We start from the raw sequence: 22,975 nt of genomic DNA on the forward strand, positions 1-22,975 counted from the left end.
AAACTGGCTTAGCGAACTACCAGGATTTTCCGGGCAATTAATCCATCGTTTACTTTCACAAAGTAAGTTCCTTGAACCAATCGCGTCAAATCCACTTCATTAGCAGAATCCGGCTTGGTATTCAGGACCAATACACCATTCTGATTGTAAACCTTCACATTGCTGATCTGCTGCTTGCTGTCAAACTTGATACGATCAACAACCGGGTTCGGGTAGATTCTCATCTGCTCTTCACCGCTGAATTTCACACTCTTGATCGAGCTATAAGCGAATGTACCGTCCGCATCGACCATTTTAAGCCTGTACAGGTTGACTGCGAAAGGATTAGTGTGCGTATAGGTGTAAGTTACATCATCAGTACTTTCACCCTGTGCCTGGATCGTCGCAAGTATTGTCCATTTTTTACCATCTTCGCTATGCTGAACGTCGAAGTGATCAGAGTTACTTTCGAACGTGGTTGTCCACGCAAGTGAAGTAGTGCTGCCTTCTTTTTTGGCGTTGAAAGAAGAAAGTGTTACAGGAAGCGGAGGTCCTGAGAATGTAAGGCAGGTACCGTCAATCGCCAGGTAATTTTCTGATTGTGATCCCTGAACCCGAACCACTTCTGTACCCGGAGGAACCGCCCCTGCCAATGTATATCTCTGCATTCCCCATGGGTCTGAATTAACCAGCTTGTCTACCTCCTGTGTAAGGGTGCCGAGTACTTTGCTCGATCCGTCCAGGAATACGATTTCAACTTTCTGGTTTCTATTTTCTAACACTGCGGCCCAGAAGATCAATGTGACTGTGTTACCGTAAGACGGCAGCATTGTCACATTCTGGCTGAAACTCGATTCACCCGAAAGAATGAGACTCTTAACGCCACAGACTGCGATAGTAGCATCTGCTACGACGTTTCCTGTTTTAGACCAGTTCGACATACCATCCTCGAAGCTGGCGTTTGTCAGCTTGTTGTTGTTACATGTCTCACAGGTTGGCGTTGGCGGAGGCGTAATGCCCATACATACACCGTCTATTTTGAAATAGTTGCCACCTGAGATCACAGAGAAACGCACTTTGCCCGCACCAATAGGCGCCGTGGCCGAAAGGCTGTATTCCTGCAATTGATGCTGCTGAGTAACCTTGTAATCCATCTGCTTGGTGTTGTTTCCGTCCACTGGGATCGGGATCAATACGCCGGCACTGGTGTAGAATTCAAGTTTGAACTCATGGTTGAGATTGGTGTCGTGCGTGCCTCCGAATACTTTCAGTGTCACTTTGCTGCCTGGTGTCAGATTTACTTCCTGATAAATGGTGCCCGAGCCTGTGATTAATCCATTTTTGTAGCCACAAACACTGTAAGGCGGCTCGCTGATAAAATTAGTTCCTGAAAATTTCGACCAGTGATCCGTTCCAGATTCAAAGCTTCCGTTTTTGATCGCATTCTGATCGTCTGGGCAGCCGCAATCCGATGGTGGAGGTGTTGAAATTTTCATACATGCTACGTCCACTTTGAAATAATTGCCGTTTGAATAAGCCGAAAGCCGAACCTTCGCCGCACCACTTGGAGCCTTGCCTGAAAGTGTATACTCCTGTAATTTGTGGTATTGGGTCACTTCGTAATTCATTTTGACAACTACATTGTGATTCCCGTCAATTTTCTGTCCCGAGCTGTTATAGAATGTAAGCCAGAATTCGTGTGTTTTGTCACTATCATGCGTACCGCCGAAAACTTTTACACTTACGTCTGCACCTTGAGTAACCGCTACTTCCTGATAGATAGTACCAGCGCCATTGATCACTCCATTTTTGTATCCGCACTGGCTGTATTTGGTATCTGTACCGAAATTTGTATCGCCTATTTTCGACCAGTTTGCTGTGCCTGATTCAAAGCTTCCGTTTTTCAACGCATTTTCAGAATCCGGGCAACCGCAGTCTGCCGGTGCTGGTGGCGTCACCGTCATGCAAGCCACATCGAACTTGAAGTAATCACCGCCGGAAACAATATACAGAACAACTTTCGCCGCATTTGCCGGAGCAGTGATTGAGGCAGTGTATTGTTTCAGTTTGCTATTAGTTACCTTGTAATTCATGTCAATAACAACCTGATTGTCGTTTCCTTCGATCAGCTGGTTACCGCTTGTATAGAAGAGAAGTTTAAACTGATGGTTTTTTTCTGGCTTGTGGGTACCTCCGTAAATGGAAAGATCGACTTCACTGCCCCCGGCCAGATCGACTACCTGATAAACAGTGCCCGATCCATTGATAACACCATTTTTCTCGCCGCACATGTTATACGACTGGTTGATAGCGAAGTCGGTGCCATTTGTCTTACTCCAATTATTAGTTCCGGATTCAAAACTCCCGTTCTTCAGCGCATTTTCCGAATCCTTGCAACCGCAGTCGCCGCCGGTCATACCAAATCCCGGGCCACCGAGCCCCAGACTTAGCATTAACAACATAACCAGTACTGTAAAATTTTTCATAACGTGATTGATTTTTAAACGATTAGCTTAACACTGTAAGTCAACAAAATGTAGCGACAAATGTACAGTTGCGGATCGTTTAAAAATATCACTTTTTTTATATTACAATTTAAATTAAACTATATTTACGTAAAAATTTAAAGTATTATTACATCGTAAAAACAAAGTTATTCTACGTTTCATAACGCATTAAATTGCTATTATTCAAGTATTTATAAAAATATCGCCAGCAAAAATGCTTCTACTATTTCGTACCAGCAGTTACAAATAGTAATATAACTATTTAAATATAGCGCTTGGCCTGAATAGATTTACTCAGCAGACCGGGCAGCTAATTGCTGAAAGTTAATTCTCTGGATTTAAAGCCATAAACGCTCTGGCCAGCCAGATACCTCACTGCTGGGAAAACGTTTCTAAAACTTTAATGAGAAAAAATGCGATAAAAAGAAGTAAAATTATTTCCACCGAAAATGGCGGAGGCTGACGTGTAATATGGAGATCAGTAGTTTTTCAAAAGACAGATGTAACACCCTCTGCTCTTGAGGAAAAATGTGGATAACCGTTAACTAAAATTGAAGAATTTCGACAAATATTTTTTGTTAAAAATTCAACTACTACAACTATTACACGGCCTTATTGTGCAATTCCAGATTTATATTTCAACATTTTCACAATTTAATACACAGAATTTGGAATTCGGAAGCGTAGATCTTTCTCCCGTATCACACGATCCGGCTAGTTACACAAGGATGAAAAGGATGTTTGAAACCGGAAACCTGGTCAGGCGGCTTTCAGGCTTGGAACGTGAACAGCGAAAACTTCACGTAGCTCTTGTAATGCTTTGCGAATGCGGGACTTAACCGTGCCGATTGGTAAACAAAGGTATCCGGACGCTTCTTCATGCGTATACCCTTGAAAATAAACCAGGTCGATCAATGTTCTGCGTTCGAGGGGAAGCGCCTCGACGATCGCTTTCAGGTCGATAGTAGCGTGCGCCGGATGCAATGCGAGGGATGAATGAACTTCATCCTCCCCGATCGCCTGCAGTTTTACAAACCGCCCCAACTTAACTTCAACCCTGAATTTGTCAATGGCTGTATTGCGGGCCACATTCAATAGCCAGGTAAACAGCGTTCCTTTTTCCGAATTATAACTGCCAATATTTTTCCAGATCTTGACAAAAGTGTCCTGTAGAACATCAGCGGCGGTTTCCTCGCTTTTCACGATTTTAAGGATAATTCCGTAAAGAGGGGCGGAATAATTGTCGTATAAATAATCAAACGCAGGACGGCTATTATTTTTTAGCAGGGATACCAGCTCCGGCTCCGCATACTCCGCCTTTTTGTTCATATTAGCCTTCATGGTCGTCTTGATTATTAATAGCGATTTGTCAGGTTACGATGGTCAGATTATCAATTTCATTCCAGCGACTTGTCCGGAAAATTTTGTGTATTTTCCGCGCGTTTTGAGGATTCCACAATTTCGTGGAGCAGCTTGTAATAAGCCCATTCCACAAACCGGGATTGGCCATATGAGATAAGATCAAAAATTAAAAACGGTTATAACCATGTTTAAAAAGAATCTGCTTCCGGTACTGATTTCTACATTGCTCATTTCATGCAGCTTGTCAGATAGAAATTCGGGTAGTGATCCGGACATCGATAAGCTTGCTGCGGATTATGTGCGGCTCGGCCTTACCATCGGCCTGTATGATAGCGATTTTGTTGACGCATATTACGGCCCGGATTCTCTCAAGCCACTCACTTCAAAATCCGTCACATTTCCTAAACAGCAATTGCTGCAAAAAGCCGCTGTCCTGAAAGACCAGCTTTCCGCACTGGCTGCCAAGTCACCGGACGATACCCTTGGGCAGCGCGCCAGCTGGCTCGTTTCTCAGCTCACTGCCTTTGAAAGGCGGATCAGGGTTTTCTCCAATGAGCAAGTGCCTTTCGATATGGAGTCTAAAGATTTGTTTGATGCCACTGCGCCGGTGTATACCGAGCAGCATTTCAGGGATCTTATTTCCAGGCTTGAAAGCCTGCTCCCGGGTAGAGGTACCCTCCCGGACCGCTATCAGCAGATGGCAAGCCGGTTTCTTATTCCTAAAAGTAAAATTGATACGGTTTTCCAGGCCGCGATCGCAGAGGCTCGTAAACGTACCCTGGCCCATTATCAGCTTCCAGCCAATGAAACATTCAGGCTTGAATATGTGACAGACAAGCCCTGGTCGGGTTACAACTGGTACAAAGGCAACTATAACAGCCTGATCCAGATCAATGTGAGCCAGCCTATATTCATTGAGCGCGCAATCGACCTGGCTTGTCACGAGGGGTATCCGGGGCACCATGTATATAATGCAATGCTGGAAAAGGTGCTTTTCCGAGACCGCGGCTGGGTTGAAGTTTCACTTTACCCGCTATTCAGTCCACAGTCGCTCATTGCGGAAGGCAGTGCCAACTACGGGATTTCGGTCGCATTTCCGGGCAATGAGCAGGAGCAGTTCTGCAAGGATATCTTGCTGCCGCTGGCCGGGTTAGATACTACCGGCACAGCCGCTTATTTTAAAGTATTGTCCATTAAATCCGGCCTGGGCTATGCCAGAAATGAGGTGGCGCGGGGTCTGCTGAGCAACAAAATGACTGAGAAAGAAGCGCTTCGCTGGCTTACGGATTATTGCCTGCTTACCGGCAAGGGCGCGAGCGATTATTTGAGGTTTATAAAAAAATACCGGAGCTATGTCATCAACTACAATTACGGCCAGGACCTGGTAAAGCAATATATCGAATTGCAGGGAGGTACCGCTGATGCGCCCGAGCACCGGTGGAAACTTTTTGAAGCATTAATTAGTAAACAATCAAGAGCAAGTGAACTCTTGAAAAAGCATTGAAGTGACCCATGTTTACAATTATTGAAGCTAGTAAAGACGAGCACTACCGGGCAGGTGGGTATTTATTTAAAGAATATGCTGATTCTCTCGATTTTACGTTGGCTTTCCAGCGTTTTGAGGACGAATTGACAATATTGCCCAAAATGTACGGCCCACCGGATGGTGCGCTGCTGCTGGTCGCGAACGAAGGGAAGTTTGTAGGAGCTGCCGGCCTGCGCAGGATTGAAAACGACGTCACCTGTGAAGTTAAACGCATGTTTATCCAACCCGGTTTTCAGGGTACCGGAATGGGTAAAGCATTGATGAATGCATTGATACAAAAGGCGCAACAACTTGGATACCAGACGATCAAACTGGATACGCTTGGACCCAAGATGCCCGCCGCAGTCAACCTATACAAATCCTTCGGGTTCGTCGAAACAGTTCCTTACAATTTTAATCCGCACGAGGGAGTGCTATATTTTGAAAAACAGCTATAAAACAGCCCTGCTTCTTTCCTCAGCTATCTTCTCCATTGCCTGCGAAAAAAGTATGGCACAGGCGCCATCAAAGCCTAAAACCTATGTGTGCTATCAGCCTGACAGAAAAATAACGATCGACGGAAAGCTGAACGAAGGATCATGGAAGAAAGCAGCCTGGACCTCACAGTTTGAAGATATTGAAGGCAACAAAAAGCCGCGGCCCACGCAGGAGACGCGCGCAAAAATGCTTTGGGACAACGATTATCTTTATGTTGCGGCGGTGATCGAGGAAGAGCACATCTGGGCTTACCAGGATAAAAAGGACCAGATCGTTTACCTCGAAAATGATTTTGAGGTTTTCATAGATCCGGATGGAGATACTGAAAATTATTATGAGTTGGAAATCAATGCACTGAATAACATTTTCGATCTTTTCCTGCCTAAGACTTATAGGAATGGCGGAAGGGCGAAGATCAAATGGGACATCAAAGACCTCAAATCCGCGGTTACCATTGACGGTACAATTAATAATGCATCAGACCGCGACAAAAGATGGACCGTAGAAATTGCCATTCCTTTTGCAAGCCTTTCCACTGAAACTGTCCCCGCCTTAATTCCTGAAAACGATTCTGAATGGCGCATTAACTTTTCAAGGGTCAATTGGCAGCACGAGATATCTGAGGATGGTAAGTATAGCCGAAAGCGTGATCCGGAAACGGGGAAGATTATTCCTGAATACAATTGGGTATGGTCGCCGCAGGGGATTATTAATATGCACTACCCGGAGTACTGGGGGTTTCTGCACTTCAAATCAAAACGGGTCAGCCAATCAAAAACTGCTGAAACCGCCCGAAATTAAATTATTATGCAGCATTCCTTACACAAAAATGATACGTAAAGAATGCTGCATTTATCTCTTAATGACCCTCACTGGATTCCAGCCCCAGGATTGCAAGCCTGTAAGGCGTTGCCGAAACTTTGATTTTTTGCTTCTTTGACAGATCCTGCGTACTGATCTGCAATATTTCTCCCGACTTGGGCTGTGTAATATAAATGTACCGGGCAGTTGCCTCCAATTGAGGCTTTTGTGTTTCATCTTTGGCCACCGCAGAAATAACCGATCCGCTCGTTTTCACTGAATTGGTAACAAGATCGATAACCTGGACTTCGCCCGAGTGCATCAAAACGACCAGGTTCTTCCCTGCATAGTCGACCTTCGCCTGCATAATGTCTGCATTTTGTGCGGCTGGCGTAACTGTACTTTTGTCAATATCAATCAGATAAGCGCCTTTGCTGGCTGTGAATCCTATGAACTTTCCAGCGCCGCCCGCTTCCAGTATCGAACCGAACCATGCCTCTCCGAAGTCAGCCGGATGTGCGATCAATTTCTGCGTTCCGCTTTGATCTACTACCAGGATTCCGCTCGCAGAGCCGAATACGGAAACTTTTCCGTTAGTAGCATTTCCATGGATACCCTTTGTCTGGATTGTCGAAGCGTGAACCGTCTTTCCGGAGGCATCAATTATTTTAACCCGCTCCGGCAAGCTGCCTGCAACCGAACCATCCTTTTCGGTGATCGCATAGCTACCATTATCAAACTTGGTCATCGCACCGTGATGCGCGACATTACCCGCATTGATCAGCTTCATTTTTGCACCGGCAGTGTGAAAATCTGCCTGAACTGCTGTGCTCAGCGTGCCATCGCCATCATTGAAAGTAATGATCTCATCACCTTTGCTCTTGAAATGAGTAGGTCTGTTGCCATCCCCGATCAGCGCACCGAATTTTGGGGTTCCTTTCACATCCACATGGTCACCATGCCCTTCCAGGCCGGTGTCGAAAAGTTGTACGCTATTATTTGCTCCATTCACAAGCGCACCGAAACGTCCAGCCTCAGTACCGTACAAGGCGGATTTGGGAAATTTTGCTTCAAACTTTTCAGCTGCAAGCTTTTGCGGGTCAATCAGCGAGAGCTCGCTGGTCAGCTCATCATTGACGAGGATCCTGATAAACTTGAACTCCTGTTCAACGACCGGCTCGATCGGGTTTTCTTTGCCATTCTCGCAGGCAGTTACCGCGAATGCGGTAATCAAAACAATTTTGAATAAATGCTTCTTCATAAAAAATCTTTAAATGCATCGATGTTGCAAATATAATCGCAAGATTAATAAATGCAACATTGATGCAAATAAAGATTTCAGTGAATTTTAGTAGTTGTCAGGCGATAGCTTCCCTCAGTAAGTTTCTGCTTTCTTTTTTAACAAACGTAATCGGCACAAACTCATCGTTAGGCGCTCCGATGTAGTAAACGGTCCATTCCGGGTCGTGGTGCGATAACATTTCACTGATACAGTCGGCGCGGTGTGCAACCGGGTTGGAGCAATCTTCCCAATAAAACAGCTCGACCCGATAAAAAAGGTTTTGTTTGATTCCGTTAATAGTCACCTCAACTTTAATCTCCTGCTTACCTTGAAGCGGCGGGATAGGAATGGCAATGTGGCTCATGAGATTGTTTTATTAAAGTTCAATACTAAAATATAGCGATCGGTGGTTTACATAAGGCCGCTTTCTATTCGGCCCGCAGGGCTTTGACAGGATTCATTAATGCCGCTTTGATACTCTGAAAACTGATCGTAAGAAGCGCGACAATAATCGCCATTGCGCCGGCAGTCAGAAAAATACCCCACTCCATATCGATGCGATAGGCAAAATCCCGGAGCCAGGTGGTAACCGCCCACCAGGCAATGGGCGAAGCGATCAGAATCGAAATTAACACAAGCCGGATAAAATCGCCCGATAATAAGGCTACAATACCGGCCACCGAAGCGCCCATTACTTTTCTTACACCAATCTCCTTGAACCTACGTTCTGCTGAATACGAAGCCAGGCCGAACAGTCCGAGGCAGGATATAAATATGGCCAATGCAGCCAGCACACCTACTATTTCACTCACCTGGCTGTCGGCGCGATACAGTTCGGCAAAATGTTCGTCGAGGAAAGAATAAGTAAATGGCTGATCAGGAACAATCTTTTCCCAGATTGCTTTGATGGCAGCAACCGATTCTTTCGTCTGTGCACCCCTTATTTTGACCGACATTTCGGAGTACCCCCAGTCCTTCTGATTGAACAGGCAAAGCGTCTCAACCTTGTGATGCAGGGAATTGAAATTGAAATCTTCCGAAATACCTACGATCGTCGACAGGGAATCCATACCGCCAAAACCGAAACGCTTTCCGATCAGCGTTTGCATGGTGAGCGTCGGCTCTTCTTCTAACAGTTTTTTAGCGAGAGATTTGTTGATGATGTACGTTTTTGCATTATCAGCCACACTATTTGTAAAGTTTCGACCGGCGATCAGTTTGATCTTGTACAATGTGAGATAATCGGGATCTACCACAACCTGCGACGATGCGATCGATTTCAAAGGGCCTGTTCCCTGAAATCGCACACCGGTCTGGTGAAAATTATTTCCGAGCCGCTGCTGTGAACCGGTCACTGCGGCGATTTGTGGTGCAGCCAGTAACTCTTGTTTCAGCGCCTCATATTTTGAGTCCGATTTGGAGTCAAGTGGAACGATCACCACCTGTTCCTTGTCAAACCCCGGATTTTTATCGGTCATAAACCGGAGTTGCCTCACCGCAAATCCAGTTGCGATAATCAGGAACACCGCGCTGGTAAATTGGGTGATCACCAGCACATTCCTGAATGTACCCTTACCAGTCCGCAATGTTCCTTTCAAAACCTTTACCGGCTCGAAAGAAGAAAGAAATGCTGCAGGGTACAAACCCGAAAAAATACCGATCAACACCGTTCCAGCCACAATGATCAGGAGCAGTCCGGGATTTGAAAAAAAGGAGAAATCGAGCTTGCGCTGACTGAAATTTGCCACCGGAGAAATTACCAGTTTAACGATTGCCAGTGCAAGTATCAATGCTATAAAGCACAGGAAAACGGATTCGCCTATAAACTGGGCCGATAACTGAAACCGCTGCGCACCGATCGATTTTCTGATACCCACCTCTTTTGCCCGCCCCGAAGACCGTGCCGTGGAAAGGTTCATGAAATTCACACAGGCTATAACGAGCACAATGATCGCGATGACGGAGAAGATATAAGTATACTTCTGATCAAATTTTTGATAGTTAATGTAGTCGTGGGTAATATCTGTTGATTTGGCGTGAATGTCCTTCATCGGTTGCAGGAACAATTCATAAAATTTCCAGCCATCTCCCTTCATATGCTTTTGCAGAAACGAAGGAAATTTCTTTTCAAGCGCTGCGACATTCGTACCCTTTGCAAGTTCCAGGTAGGTTACCAGCCAGTTGCCACCCCAGTTATCCATAAAGTCGGGCCGGACAATGGTACTAAAAGAAAATAGCGCGTCGAACTGCAGATGTGAGTTTGCCGGGACGTTTTCCATGATCCCGGTTACCTTCATCGCAAGGGTATCGCTGCCGTAATGGTGGATCGTTTGCCCGATCGGGTCTTCTTCTCCAAAAATACGTGCTGCACTGGCCCTTGATAATACCACGCTGTTTGGCTCTTTGAGCACATTCTGTTTTTCACCTTCCATGAGGGTGAAGTCGAACATGCTGAAAAAATTCTGATCTGTCCACAAGATTGTCGGCAGCTCTACTTTTTTTTCACCCTTCGTGATCATCAGATCTCTCGAGGCGTTAATGCGTACAAAGTTGAGTATCTCGGGAAAATCCTGCTTCAAAGTCGGCCCCATCGGAAACATGGAGAGTGCAACTTTTTGAGGCGCGACCATTCCTTCAAACTTCTGTACTTCATCGAGCCGATAAAGGTTTCTGCTATGGATTTTATCGAAACCCTTCTCGTAAAAAACGAACAACATAATCACGATACAGGCAGCCATACCGACCGCCAGCCCTATGATGTTAATAGCCGAAAAAACTTTGTTCTTCCAGATATTACGAAAGGCGATTTTGAGATAGTTTTTCAGCATGCGACTGTTGTAAAGGAGTTGAAAGCAGAAACAACCCGCATCAAATAATGCGCGCAGGAGCCTGTATGGAGACTAGCAGCATCAATTTTGTGCCAGACAACATAAGGATCTGATTATAAATTACTTACACCAGACATGAAGCAGAAATTGTTCAAAAGCGGACAGATTTTGTTCGCCTTTGAACAAATCCACTGAATACTATACACGCACGATCACCAACGTTTGCTAACACCAATGTAGCCGCCAAAATTTTTGGTAAAAACTTCGCCCCGATCACCCCCAAGCCGAAGGATAATACTTGTTTGTTTTAGCCTCGGCAAATGATATTGGGAAGAAGCCATCAACGACAATTGATTGCGGGGCGGTTCAAAGCTACCTCCGGGGATTCCAAAATTCCGGCTGATTGAACTCCTTAGTCCAAACTCCCAGCTTGTCCCTAGTTTTGCCAGTGCACCGGCATACCAGACGTTGACGCGATTGTTGGGATAAAAACGCGGATTCTGCAGTTTGCTTTGGTCCATATCCGCAGCGGGAGCGATGAACGGTGTCCCAATCGCACTGCCCTGGTAAGACCAGCCCTGAACGTATTGCGAATGGTTGAAATAGTTATCAGCGCCCTGGAATTTGCTGCCAGGAAGGTAAAAGCTTGATCCCGACTGGTCTTTCGTGGTCAGGAATTCCAAAGTCAGATGTGTAACCCTGAACCCGCGCGGATTGTTTTGATAAGCTGGTTTCAGGTTTACTCCGTACAAGCCATCGGGCACATTCAGGAATATCATACTGGACACATCTTCAAATGGATGCTGGTGGTAAATAAACAGCTTATGGCCCCGCACTTTAGTCTCGAAACCAACATCATAGCTTCCCAGATGGTTACCTAGTCTGTAACTGTCAAAACCGCCATAACCATTCTTTTCATACCATTTTTTGGAAGTATAGGCAAAAACGACATTGGGGAAAAAGCGCCAGGAAGAAGGTAGTTTTCCATCAACTGCCAGTTCGGGGTGTTGTTTTAAATATTCCCCTTGCCCTGCCCACAGCACGTTGTGATTCAAACCGAGATAGAATTTGCTTGCTGATTTCGGTTTTCCTAATCGTAAGTAAATGAATTTTTGATGCAAGCGCACTCCAGCCAGGTAATTGGTACCAAACCAGCCGTGGGAAAATCCTACATGAAGCGCAAGGAAATTTCTGGTAAACCGGAGCGGCGTAAATCCGATCGTCCCGATCTGGATTTTCGGGATCGGCAATGCATTTCCTGAGCCTGAATAAAACCCCGAAGTCAGCGTGGAATCACCCAGGCCCATTAACTCCATTCTCCTGCCTGCATATAACTCCACACTTCGGAACCGCACGCTCGCGTAAGCCTCGGGCAGCAGTATTCTTGCAGAGTTGCTTTTATTGTATGTAAGTACCGGATTCACCGATGCATTCCAGTCGAAATTTCGCCGTTTGTTGCTGAGACTATCGAAAAAGACATATTTCTTACGCAGTCCGGCAGAGAAAAAACCAGCCGGAGATTCGGTGGGAACAATACCGAACTGATTGGTACGCAGCCAGAAAGGCGTATCCTCATTTGACGAAACAAATGCGCCCGCCTCGGCTTTGGCTTCCAGTTGGTCGACAAACTTCCGCTGTGCAGTGGAAGGTACTGATAAAATACAGACAATCAGTAAAACAAGAAACGTAAAGGATTTGGGCCGTGGCATTTCCGGAAGATGAAATAATATACTGCAAGATAAGGGCTTGCGGCATATATTTAGCGTGGCATTCCGCAAAAACGCTGCGTTACTCCCTGAGGTTTTAAAGTGGTTAATAGCTGTTAGCTTTTGGCTTTTGGCTTTTGGCTCTTGGCTCTTGGCTTTTGGCTTTTGGCTAATGGCTTTAGGTGGTGTTGAGGTCTGGCTTTAAGATCCGGTATCCCATCAATACAATAATCAAGGCAATACACCCACCCAAAAAGCTAAATGCTAATAGCCAACAGCTAATACCCAACAGCTAATAGCTAATAGCCAAGAGCTAACAGCCAACAGCCTCCTACTCACTGCTTAAACTCTTCACCGGATCAAGCAAAGCAGCTTTGATAGCCTGGTAGCTTATTGTCACGAGTGTCAGAAACAATGCACCGAACCCCGTGGCTAAGAAGATCCACCACGATATTCCGGTCCGGTAATCGTATTGGGAAAGCCACTGTTGCATGGCGAATAACGAAACCGGCGCTGAAATGATGGCAGAGATGAATACCAGCACCACAAAATCTTTGGAGAGCATGCTCCATAGGTTCGCAACCGATGCTCCAAGTACCTTACGGATTCCGATTTCCTTTGTACGCTGCTCGGCGACGAAGGATGCCAGGCCGAAAAGACCGAGGCAGGAGATCAGAATGGCAAGAAACGAGAAAAAGCCGGAGAGCTTGCCAATGCGCTCCTCCGCCCTGAACTTTGCCTCATACTCCTGATCGGCGAATTGGTATTCAAATGGCGTGGCCGGTGTCAATTTTTTAAAAACAGCTTCGATTTTTGGTATTGCAGCAGCGGCCCCCACCGCTTTACTGATTTTTATATTGATCCAATTAGCATCTCCGAATAGAAAAAAAACGGTCGGACGGATCTTTTCAAACGGCGATTCCATGACCATATCTTTCACAACACCAACTATTCTGAATTGCTTCTGAACGTCATTAGTCATCCATTTGCTTTTCCAGTTGACGGTCTGCCCTATTATGCCATTCATTTTCCCGTCTTCAAAACCCATCAGCCGCGCCGCCGTTTCATTGATTACAAATCCCGTTGAATCCGAAGCCAATTCTCCTGAGAGATTTCTTCCTGCCAAAAATTGCCAGCCTACTGCTCCAGCGTATTCCGGTGATACGGTCAGCGTTGCAAAATCGTCGGTTCCCAGTTCATTTCCCTTCCAGGTAAATCCTGTATTGGAGCTCCAGACACCCGTCGCAGGACTCTGGGAAAGTGCTACTTCCGAGGTCACTCCCGTCTTTTTAAGCTCGCTTTGTATAATTTCTGTTTTATCAGTAAAATCGTCAGTGCGCATAGGCACCATCATAAGCAGGTCTCGCGAATAGCCTACCGGACGGTTTTTAGCAAACTGTACCTGACTATAAATAATAATGGTGCAGATTACCAGCGTGATTGAAACCGTGAACTGAATCGTTACCAGCACCTTTCGCGGCAAAGAAGCAAATCGCCCTAGCCGGATTGAAACGCCCTTCAATACTTTGACCGGCTGAAAGGAGGTCAGATAGAGCGCCGGATAGCTTCCTGCCAGCAAGCCGGTTACGCCGATAAAGCCGAGGCAGAAAAACCAGAAATAAGCATCCGTCCAGGGAATGAACATTTGCTTGGCAGATAGCTCGTTAAACCAGGCCAACGAACTGGATACCAGTACAATAGAAATGACAAATGCGATGAAAACCACGAGAAACGACTCGGTAAAAAACTGCCTGACCAACTGGCTGCGCAGCGAGCCGATCGCTTTCCGGACACCTACTTCCTTCGCGCGTTTCTCCGACCGGGCGGTACTCAGGTTCATGAAATTAATACACGCCAGGAGCAGAACGAAAAAGCCAATAACAGCGACAAGCCACACGTACTGCACGGGGCCGCTGTCGGGAAGTCCATTTACAAAATCGGAATACAGGTGCCAGTTTCGCATCGGGTTCAACCACATTTTAGGCTGGGTCGCAACCTCTTCCTTCATATTGTCAATGTGCCGGATTACGTTCAGCTTTGCATCCCGGATCGCCGCAGAAGCCGTTTCAAAACTGGTTTCAGGTTTTATTTCAACAAAAATCCAAAGCGCACTGTTGTCCCATTTTTTCTTTGACATATAGGCGTTAGTGGCCAGAAAGTACTCCCAGGTCGCTATAAACTGTACCTTATGGAATCGTGAGTTTTGCGGCAGGTCCCGGTAAATGCCAGCCACCCGCACATTTTTGTCGGTATCGATCTTGACAACCCGGTTCATCGGATTCGACTTCCCAAATAGAGCCGTGGCAGTTGATTCCGATACCAATACCGACTGCATTTCCTGCAAGCCAGCCCGGGTACCGGCCAGCATTTCCAGTGAAAACAGCTCCGGCGCCTCTTCTCCCATAAACTGCCCGGTTCTTGATATCCTGTTTTCACCCGCTGCCAATACATGGGCACTGTTATGCGTAGAAGGAACAATGCGCCTGAAGTTTTCCTTATAGTTGACCTTTAATTCATTGATAAAAGGAAATGGCACCGTCTCACTCGTTTGCCGCTCTCCGTTAACAATTTGATCCTCCATGACCTGCGCAATGCGGTCATAGTTCTTGTGGTATTTGTTAAATGACAACTCATCATAAATCCACAAACCGATCAGCATCGCGACTGCCATGCCAACTGCCAGGCCACCAATATTGATAGCAGAATATACCTTGTACCTGACTAGGTTCCGAAATGCAATCTTCAGGTAGTTTGTTAGCATGGCTGGTAGTTGGTTATGGGTGTTGGCTTTTTGGCTTTTTGGCTTTTGGCTGTTAGCTATTAGCTTTTAGCTTTTAGGCGTTGAGGTAATGGTTTTGAGATTCCGGGTTTTCGGTCAAATAGGGTTTGAAATGATCAAAATACAATCAACCTAATAGCTAAAGGCTTATAGCCAATAGCTAACAGCTAACAGCTAATAGCCAACAGCCAACAGCCACCCCATTCACTCACTTCTCAAACTTTCCACCGGATCTTTCAATGCTGCTTTTATACTTTGAAAACTGATAGTCAGCAGGGCGATACCGGCTGCTGCCAGACCCGCAGAGGCGAAAATCCACCACTCAATACTGATTTTGTAGGCGAAATCCTGCAACCAGCGATCCATAAAATAATAGGCGACAGGACTGGCGAGAACGATAGCTACCAAAACCAGCTTGAGAAAATCAGCCGATAACAAGCCAATAATCCCTGCCACTGAGGCACCTAGTACTTTGCGGATCCCGATCTCTTTTGTCCGCTGTTCAATGGAAAAAATAGCAAGGCCAAACAGGCCCAGGCACGACAAGAACACCGAGACCCCTGCAAATAATGAAATCAGCCCCGAAGCCAGTTCTTCTCTTTTGTAAAAGCCTGCCAGTTCTTCGTCAAAGAAACTGTATTCAAAAACATGATCCGGAAACTGCCGCTGCCAGATGGCGGCCACACTTTCGACCGTCGATTTGTCGACATGGTTGAACTTGATCGCCGCATAACGGTAGTGTGCCTTGTGCTGGTAAACAACAGTGGGTTCGATGGCAGAATAGAGGTCGGTGTTATTGAAATCAGCAAGAACACCCACAATTCGGCCCGATTTTCCAATTTCGCCAACAACCATATTTTTGCCCAATGCTTCATCAGGTGATTTCAGTCCCAGTGCCCGGACCATTTTCTGATTGACAAGCAGCTCTCGGACCGTGTCTGATTTAACTACATTTCTGCCCGCGACGAGCCTCAAACCATAAGCAGCAATGTAATTTTCATCCGCCACCTTCGATCTGGCCGGAAACTTTTCCCAGTCCCTGTTTTCAAATTTAATACTGCCGCCGTAACCTTCCTGCGACGAAGGAGCGCCCCGGAAAAGCGCGAAACCCTCGGCCTGGTTGAGCGCCACGACCTCGTTTCTAATCACCTCAATCCGGTCATTTTCAGTTGTCGGCAATCTGATATGCATGATCAGGTCCTTGTCCATGCCAAGGTCTTTTTTGCTGATATAATCGGATTGCAGCATGATCAGCAAAGCAACTGCGATGAGGACGAAAGAGATACTGAATTGCGTCACAACCAACCCTTTTCGCACAGAAAACAGGGTATGGTTATTTTCTCTCAATAAACCCTTTATCGCACGCAGCGGGTTAAAGCTGGACACGATCAGTGCAGGATATACACCTGCCAGCAGCAGGATCAGCAGGACCAGGAGGACGGTAAAAACCGGCAAGCGATAGTCTGACAGATAGTTAACCTCTATCGTCAGACCAAGCCAGATTTTTAAAACAGCAGAAAAAACGACCGCCAGAATCAGCGCCAATACAGTAGAGCACAGCGTAAGAACCGCGGTTTCACGGATAAATGACCAGAATATCTGTGTTTGCGAAACACCCAGCACCTTGCGGACACCCACTTCTTTGCTTCGCTTGAATGCATGGGCGGTAGACAGATTGATAAAATTGAAACAGGCGATCAGTACCATCAGCAGCGCGACTGTCGCTAAAATAACGATGGTGGAATATTTGATCTGGCCTTTGTAATCCATGTTAAAATGGACGTCGGAAAGCGGCTGTAAATGATAATGAAAGTATTTACTATTGTCTCCATAATATTTTTTGGCGAAAGCCGGCATTTGCTTTTCGAAGGTCGCCCTGTCTTTTTCGGAGCGAAGTGTCACATAGGTTTCCCGCCCGGAGTCGATCCATTGCCAATCTTCGTAGCCGTAATCAGGTACAAGCTTACGAATGGTGGGCAGAGATATGAAGATGTCCTTTTTAAAGTCTGTTTGCTGTGGGTAATCGCGGAAAATACCTGCTACACGCACATTTTCCTGGTTATCAATACGAAGGAATTTACCGATCGGGTTCGTATTTCCAAAGTATTTCAATGCATAGCTTTCTGTTAAAACCACCTGGTTTGGCAAATTCAAAACCGCCGGACTTCCCTGTGTCCAATGATAATCGAATATTTTAAAAAAATCGGTTCCGGTAAATGCGGCGCTACCCTTTTCCAGGAATTTCTTCGATTTACGCCCGTCCCGGACATCGACGGTCACCTCCCTGCTGGCCAGATAGGCGGCATTTTCAACGTAGCTGAATTCCTTTTTCAGGGTATTATGAAGTACAAACGCAGAGCCTCGTTCCTTTTCAATTTGACCGTCGTCCAAATGCAGATCCACAACAACCCGGTAGGTTTTCTCCGCGTTGAGATGGTATTTATCCACGCTCAGATGAAAAGACACGAGCTGAAAAATTATGATCGCGCCTGCCATCCCAACCGCCACGCCAGTGATATTGATGGCTGCATATACTTTCTGCCGGTACAGTTTCCGTAAAATGATTTTAACAGACATCCCGCTGGTTATCAGTTAATTTGAAATTGAAATCTTTGATTCTTACTCATTTTTCAAACTTTTGACAGGGTTCATCAGGGCCGCTTTGATACTTTGAAAACTGATCGTGAGCAGCGCTATACCTATCGACAGCAGTCCGGCCAGGACGAAAACCCACCAGCTGATTTCGATTTTGTAAGCATAGCTGGTTAGCCATTTGTTCATCACGAACCAGGAAACAGGCGTGGCAATCAAAATCGCCGTACAGACGAGTTTCAGAAAATCGCCTGAAAGTAATGCGACAATGCCGGCAACCGAGGCGCCTAAAACCTTCCGGACACCAATTTCCTTGGTACGCTGCTCGGCGGTGAAAGCCGCCAGCCCGAAAAGTCCCAAACATGCAATGAAGATCGCCAGTCCTGAAAATATCGTTGCAAGTCTTCCTACGATATCTTCGCTCCTGTAAGTGCGCTCATAATCGCTGTCGACAAAACTGTATTTGAATGGAAATTTAGGGTTGATTTTTTTATAAAGCCGCTCAACGCTCGCCAGCGCCCCGGCTGTTTGCCCCGGCTGCGTGCGGATCAGGATATTCCCGTAGTGCCCCGGACTAAACCGGATGATCAGGGGCCTGATCTGCTCGTGCAGGGAATTAAAATGGAAATCCTGCATTAACCCCACGATTTTGCCCGGCTTGTCCCACATCGTCAATGGCTGGCCGACCGGGTTTTTGTAACCTATCCTTTTCGCAGCTGCCTCATTGATTAAATAATTCGTAGAATCAGAAGCAAATTCTGGTGAGAAGTCCCGTCCGTCGACAAATTTAATCTTCATGGTTTCCGCAAAATCGTAGCCTGCGGCCGTATTATTAAATGATATTGCTGCCTGCGGGTCTTTCCCCGGCCAGGTAATTCCTTCCGTAGTGCTGCCATTACCCAATGGATTGGCATACATATGCGTGACTGCCTGCACCCCTGTTGTTTTCAGCAACTCTGCTTTGAAAGTGTCATAATTTTGCGGCAACTCGCCATCGGAGGCTATTATGATCAGATTTTCGCGGTTGTATCCCAGGTCTTTGCTCCGGATAAATTCTAGCTGCTGGTACACGACCACCGTACCGACAATCAGTAACATAGACATCACAAACTGAAAGACCACCAGCGCCCGCCGGAACAAATGCGCCCCTGAGTTGATTTGCGACACCGGAAGCAGGCCTTTGAGTGTTTTCAACGGATTGAGGGAAGACAGGAACAAGGCCGGATAACTGCCCGATAAAATGCCCGTAAAAAACAGCATACCCAGCAAAATCCCCCAAAAATAAGGTTCACCGATTGGCAGCGACAGCGTTTTATCAGTCAAATTGTTAAATAAAGGCAGCAAAAGCACGATCATCACGATCGCCAGCAACATGGAGAGGCAGGTAAGCAGTATCGCCTCGCTCATGAACTGGCCGACCAGGGAAGGTCTCCCCGCGCCTACAACCTTGCGGACGCCCACTTCCCTCGCCCTGCGCCCGGCCCTGGCGGTAGAAAGGTTCATGAAGTTGATCACGGCGATCAGCAATAGAAAGCCGGCCACCACTGCCAGCAGCCTCACGTGGTCAATCCGGCCACCGTGCAGGTAACCATCTTTATAATTGGAATAGAGATAAGCCTCGGTTTCCGGCTGCAGAAAAAGATTAATGTGGAATGTTTTGCTAAAATCGGTATTCCTGCCTTTTAAAAACCATTTCAGTTTAGCATCAACAACAGACCGGTTCGCATCTTCACGCAGCATGAGGCGCGTTTGAGGACCTGCATTGGTCCAAAATTTCAACCACGGTTCCCTTTGAAAAAAAACGTCCCAGCTTAGCAGAAAATCGTATTGATCAGCAGAAGTGGCGGGCAGGTCTTCAAACACCGCCGTTATCCGATAGTTTTGGGAATTGTCGAATTGCAGGGATTTCCCGAGTGCCGCTGCCGGCGTACCGAAATAGTGCTCTGCTACTTTCCTCGAAATGGAAAGGCTTTGCGGCGCGTTCAATGCTGTTTTGGGGGTGCCTGCGAGCAGTGGAACACTGTAAATCTGAAACCAGTCGGCGCCGGCAAAGCAACCGTTAAACCTCTCAGACTTATCATTCAAACTAAGTAAATGGCCTTCCTGCCAGGAAAAACCGGCTGCGTACATAACTTCCGGAAACTGCCGTTTGAGCTCGTCGGCCAGGACGCCGGGGGTATCATCATCGGCCACGACCTTACCGTCAGTAAACTCCCGCTCCATGACCCGGTAAATCTGCGACACGTTTTTGTAATTTCTCCCTATACTCCATTCATCGCTGATCCACAGGAATATGAGCAGGCTTGCCGTCATGCCGAAGGCAAGTCCAAGCACATTAATAGCCGAAAACACCTTATTCCGGAAGAAATTCCGCAGCGCGATCTTAAGGTAGTTTTGATACATAACCCGGGATTAAGTAGTACAGCAACGAAGAGCCAAAAATAACGATCCAGTCAGATAAATATTTTCAATACGCTAATAATCAACTACTTAAATAAAATACAATAACCCACATTGTTCAAAATCGAACATTCATGTCCGGGAAGGGAGGCAAGGTGGGAAGGGAGGAAAGGTGGGAAGGTGGGAAGGTGGGAAGGTGGGAAGGGAGGAAAGGTGGGAAGGGAGGAAGGGAGGAAGGAGGAAAGGGTTTATTATCCTCCTTCCTCCCTTTCCTCCATCCTCCCTTTCCTCCCCTTATTCCAAAGATTTCACCGGATTTGCCAATGCGGCTTTGATGCTTTGAAAACTGACGGAGAGAATGACCACCAATGTGCAGCACAAAATTGCCAGAATGAATATACCAGGGCCTATGGTGATGCGATAGTCGAAGTCTCCCAGCCACTTTTCCATTATATACCAGCCGATCGGGGCGGCGATAAGAAAAGAAATGACGATCAGTTTTAGAAAATCCCCGGTCAACAACTTAACGACGCTGGCAACTGAGGCCCCCAGCACCTTGCGAACACCTATTTCCCTGGTGCGCTGCTGGGTTGTGAAAGTAGCCAGTCCGAAAAGTCCGAGACAGGAAATCAGGATTGCAAGTGTGGTAAAAATACCGGTCAGCGTACCTGTGAGCTGCTCCTGAGCAAATCTGGCTTTGTAAGTATCATCCGCAAATGCATATTCGAACGGGTAACCCGGGTTGTATTTTTTAAAAATGGCTTCCGAGCTTTTCAAATTTTGAGCTATGGGATTCCGGCTGTTTAACCGTATACTCACCCATTGAAAGGGCATGACTCCGCCTGGCCCCGCAATGATTACAGGCTTGACCGGTGAGTAAGGAGATTCAAAAATAAAATCTTTCACTACCCCCACTATACGCCAGTCTTTTTGCTGAAAATTAACAATACCCCCAATCGGTTCCTGCAAACGCATTGCCTTTACCGCAGTCTCATTCAACACAATGGCATTCGAATCCGAAGGGTAACGTGCAATATCTACCTCCCTGCCTTTCAACATTTTCACTCCGGTGGTTTTAACAAAGTGCTGGTCCGCTCCGAACAGATCAAACTCGACATTCTTATCCGACTCAACGCTTCCAGGCCAGGAAACACCCCATTGACGTGCATTCAGGCTCGTGGCCGGCCCAAGCGACTTGGTAACGGAAACAGCCACGTCCGAGTTGATAAGCTCTTCTTTTAGTGCGTGATAATGCTTTTCAAGATCCCCTGATAATACGGTAAAGAGAAGGTGATCTCTGTTAAATCCACTATCCCTGTTCTCTGCGTGACTGATTTGCTTTTTGATCACCAGCGTTGAAATAATAAGAATGATAGCGAAAGTGAATTGTATGACGACAAGGCCTTTCCGTGGTGAAAAGAAGTCGCGCTCGGGCTTCACATTCCCTTTAACCACCTTCGCAGGTTGAAAACCGGACAGAAAAAAAGCAGGGTAGCTTCCCGCCAGCAAGCCTGTAAAAAGAACGAAAGAGATTGAAGTAGACCAAAAATAAGGCGTATTCAGATCTACATCCAGCCGTTTCCCTACGAGATTGTTGAATGCAGGCAATAAAGCGAAAATAAGCAAACCGGCAATGCAGCCCGCGACCGCAGCCAGCATAACGGACTCGCCGACGAACTGAAATATCAACATTTTCCGTGTAGCCCCCGCCACTTTCCGGACACCCACCTCCTTTGCCCGTTTTTCGCTGCGTGCAGTGCTCAGGTTTACAAAATTGACGCAGGCGATAAATAATATAAATGCCGCGATGATGCCAAACAATCTGACATTAACAATACCGCCCCCCACAAGCTGTCCATTCTCGATTTTAGAAAACAAATGCCATTTGCTCGCCGGATGCAGAAAAATTTCCCGGTGGTCAACGTTTTCGATCGTTCCTTTCAGGTAACGGGCACTTAGTTTACTGATTTTTTTATTTATAACAGCCTCGCTCGCATTTTCTTTTAGCGTCACAAATGTTGTGTAGTTATTGGCAGTCCAGTCGTCGGAAGGGACGCCCATTTTTTTGAAATAATCCCAGGGAAGAAAATAGGTACGATCTGCAAACTGGCTGTTATGCGGCAAATCTTCCAGCACTGCCGCAACGACAAAGTTATCCTTACGCTCCACCTGTATCGGCTTACCCACCGCGTCGACCGTGCCAAAGAAATTCTCAGCCAGCTTTTTAGTAATGATGATCCCATCCGGGGCCGACAGTGCAGAGTTAGCATTTCCGGCTAAAACCGGCAGGTCGAACATTTGCAGAAAACCAGGATCGGCAAATGCACCCTGCATGTTTACACTCTTATTTTGAGCTGATAACAGCAATGTCAAAGGCACATAGCGGGTTGCCTGCTCGATATCTGCATAAGAAGCTTTCAAGGCAGGGGCCAGCGGTGCCGGAGTACTGCCCCAAACCGTGGGTTCGTCATTAAATACATCGCGGTTATAAACCTGATACAACCGGTCTGCCTTCCGGTAGACCCGGTCAAATTGCAATTCACTTTTGATCCATAAAAAGATCAAAACCGAAGCCGCCATTCCAACAGCAAGCCCGGTAATATTGATCAACGCGTACCCCTTCGCGCGAAGCAGGTTACGAAACGTGATTTTCAGGTAGTTTGAGAGCATGGGAAAAATGGAGGAAGGGAGGAAGGGAGAAGGGAGGAAAGGGGGA

13 protein-coding genes are annotated in these 22,975 nt (G+C 46.5%); 3 read left to right on the top strand and 10 right to left on the bottom strand.

Annotated elements, in window-relative coordinates; translation table 11 throughout:
- Nucleotides 1-8: 8 nt before the first annotated feature.
- Nucleotides 9-2,465 carry a T9SS type A sorting domain-containing protein gene (locus FXO21_RS05080; RefSeq protein ID WP_149639081.1) on the bottom strand — a complete coding sequence of 819 codons (2,457 nt, stop codon included), beginning with the start codon at nucleotides 2,463-2,465 and terminating at the stop codon, nucleotides 9-11.
- A 780-nt stretch (nucleotides 2,466-3,245) separates the two neighbouring features.
- The gene (locus FXO21_RS05085) at nucleotides 3,246-3,827 is read right to left on the bottom strand and encodes an RNA polymerase sigma factor (RefSeq protein ID WP_225865572.1); all 582 of its coding nucleotides are present in this window, start codon (nucleotides 3,825-3,827) and stop codon (nucleotides 3,246-3,248) included.
- A gap of 205 nt (nucleotides 3,828-4,032) precedes the next feature.
- On the opposite strand from FXO21_RS05085, the gene FXO21_RS05090 reads away from it, so the two are divergent.
- The 3 genes from FXO21_RS05090 to FXO21_RS05100 are packed head-to-tail and all read left to right on the top strand — an operon-like array spanning nucleotide 4,033 to nucleotide 6,672.
- Nucleotides 4,033-5,352, top strand: a complete 1,320-nt coding sequence (locus FXO21_RS05090; RefSeq protein WP_149639082.1) for a hypothetical protein — start codon at nucleotides 4,033-4,035, stop codon at nucleotides 5,350-5,352.
- A gap of 8 nt (nucleotides 5,353-5,360) precedes the next feature.
- A complete protein-coding gene (locus FXO21_RS05095) occupies nucleotides 5,361-5,831 on the top strand; it encodes a GNAT family N-acetyltransferase (protein ID WP_149639083.1) in 471 nt (156 codons plus the stop codon).
- Nucleotides 5,815-6,672, top strand: coding sequence for a carbohydrate-binding family 9-like protein (locus FXO21_RS05100; RefSeq protein ID WP_225865573.1), 858 nt, complete (start codon nucleotides 5,815-5,817; stop codon nucleotides 6,670-6,672). Before FXO21_RS05095 ends, FXO21_RS05100 begins: the two co-directional genes overlap by 17 nt.
- Nucleotides 6,673-6,730: 58 nt before the next feature.
- Here FXO21_RS05100 and FXO21_RS05105 read toward each other — a convergent pair whose 3' ends face one another.
- From FXO21_RS05105 to FXO21_RS05145, 8 genes are all read right to left on the bottom strand, one after another.
- Entirely contained in the window at nucleotides 6,731-7,933 is a 1,203-nt protein-coding gene (locus FXO21_RS05105) for a YncE family protein (protein ID WP_149639084.1), read from the bottom strand.
- Between the two features lie 97 nt (nucleotides 7,934-8,030).
- The gene (locus FXO21_RS05110; protein ID WP_149639085.1) at nucleotides 8,031-8,318 is read right to left on the bottom strand and encodes a hypothetical protein; all 288 of its coding nucleotides are present in this window, start codon (nucleotides 8,316-8,318) and stop codon (nucleotides 8,031-8,033) included.
- A gap of 64 nt (nucleotides 8,319-8,382) precedes the next feature.
- The gene (locus tag FXO21_RS05115; RefSeq protein WP_149639086.1) at nucleotides 8,383-10,782 is read right to left on the bottom strand and encodes an ABC transporter permease; all 2,400 of its coding nucleotides are present in this window, start codon (nucleotides 10,780-10,782) and stop codon (nucleotides 8,383-8,385) included.
- 212 nt (nucleotides 10,783-10,994) lie between these two features.
- Nucleotides 10,995-12,491, bottom strand: a complete 1,497-nt coding sequence (locus tag FXO21_RS05120; RefSeq protein ID WP_149639087.1) for a capsule assembly Wzi family protein — start codon at nucleotides 12,489-12,491, stop codon at nucleotides 10,995-10,997.
- Between the two features lie 328 nt (nucleotides 12,492-12,819).
- Nucleotides 12,820-15,249, bottom strand: a complete 2,430-nt coding sequence (locus FXO21_RS05125; RefSeq protein WP_149639088.1) for an ABC transporter permease — start codon at nucleotides 15,247-15,249, stop codon at nucleotides 12,820-12,822.
- Nucleotides 15,250-15,471: 222 nt separating this feature from the next.
- Complete coding sequence (locus FXO21_RS05130; RefSeq protein WP_149639089.1) at nucleotides 15,472-17,844, bottom strand: ABC transporter permease; 2,373 nt, start codon at nucleotides 17,842-17,844, stop codon at nucleotides 15,472-15,474.
- Between the two features lie 42 nt (nucleotides 17,845-17,886).
- Nucleotides 17,887-20,262 (bottom strand): ABC transporter permease, encoded by a 2,376-nt coding sequence (locus tag FXO21_RS05135; protein WP_149639090.1) that lies wholly within the window; start codon nucleotides 20,260-20,262, stop codon nucleotides 17,887-17,889.
- Nucleotides 20,263-20,553: 291 nt separating this feature from the next.
- Nucleotides 20,554-22,929: an ABC transporter permease gene (locus tag FXO21_RS05145; RefSeq protein WP_149639092.1), complete on the bottom strand. Its 2,376-nt coding sequence runs from the start codon at nucleotides 22,927-22,929 to the stop codon at nucleotides 20,554-20,556.
- Nucleotides 22,930-22,975: the final 46 nt, after the last annotated feature.

Source organism: Dyadobacter sp. UC 10 (assembly GCF_008369915.1).
Taxonomy (GTDB): Bacteria; Bacteroidota; Bacteroidia; order Cytophagales; family Spirosomataceae; genus Dyadobacter.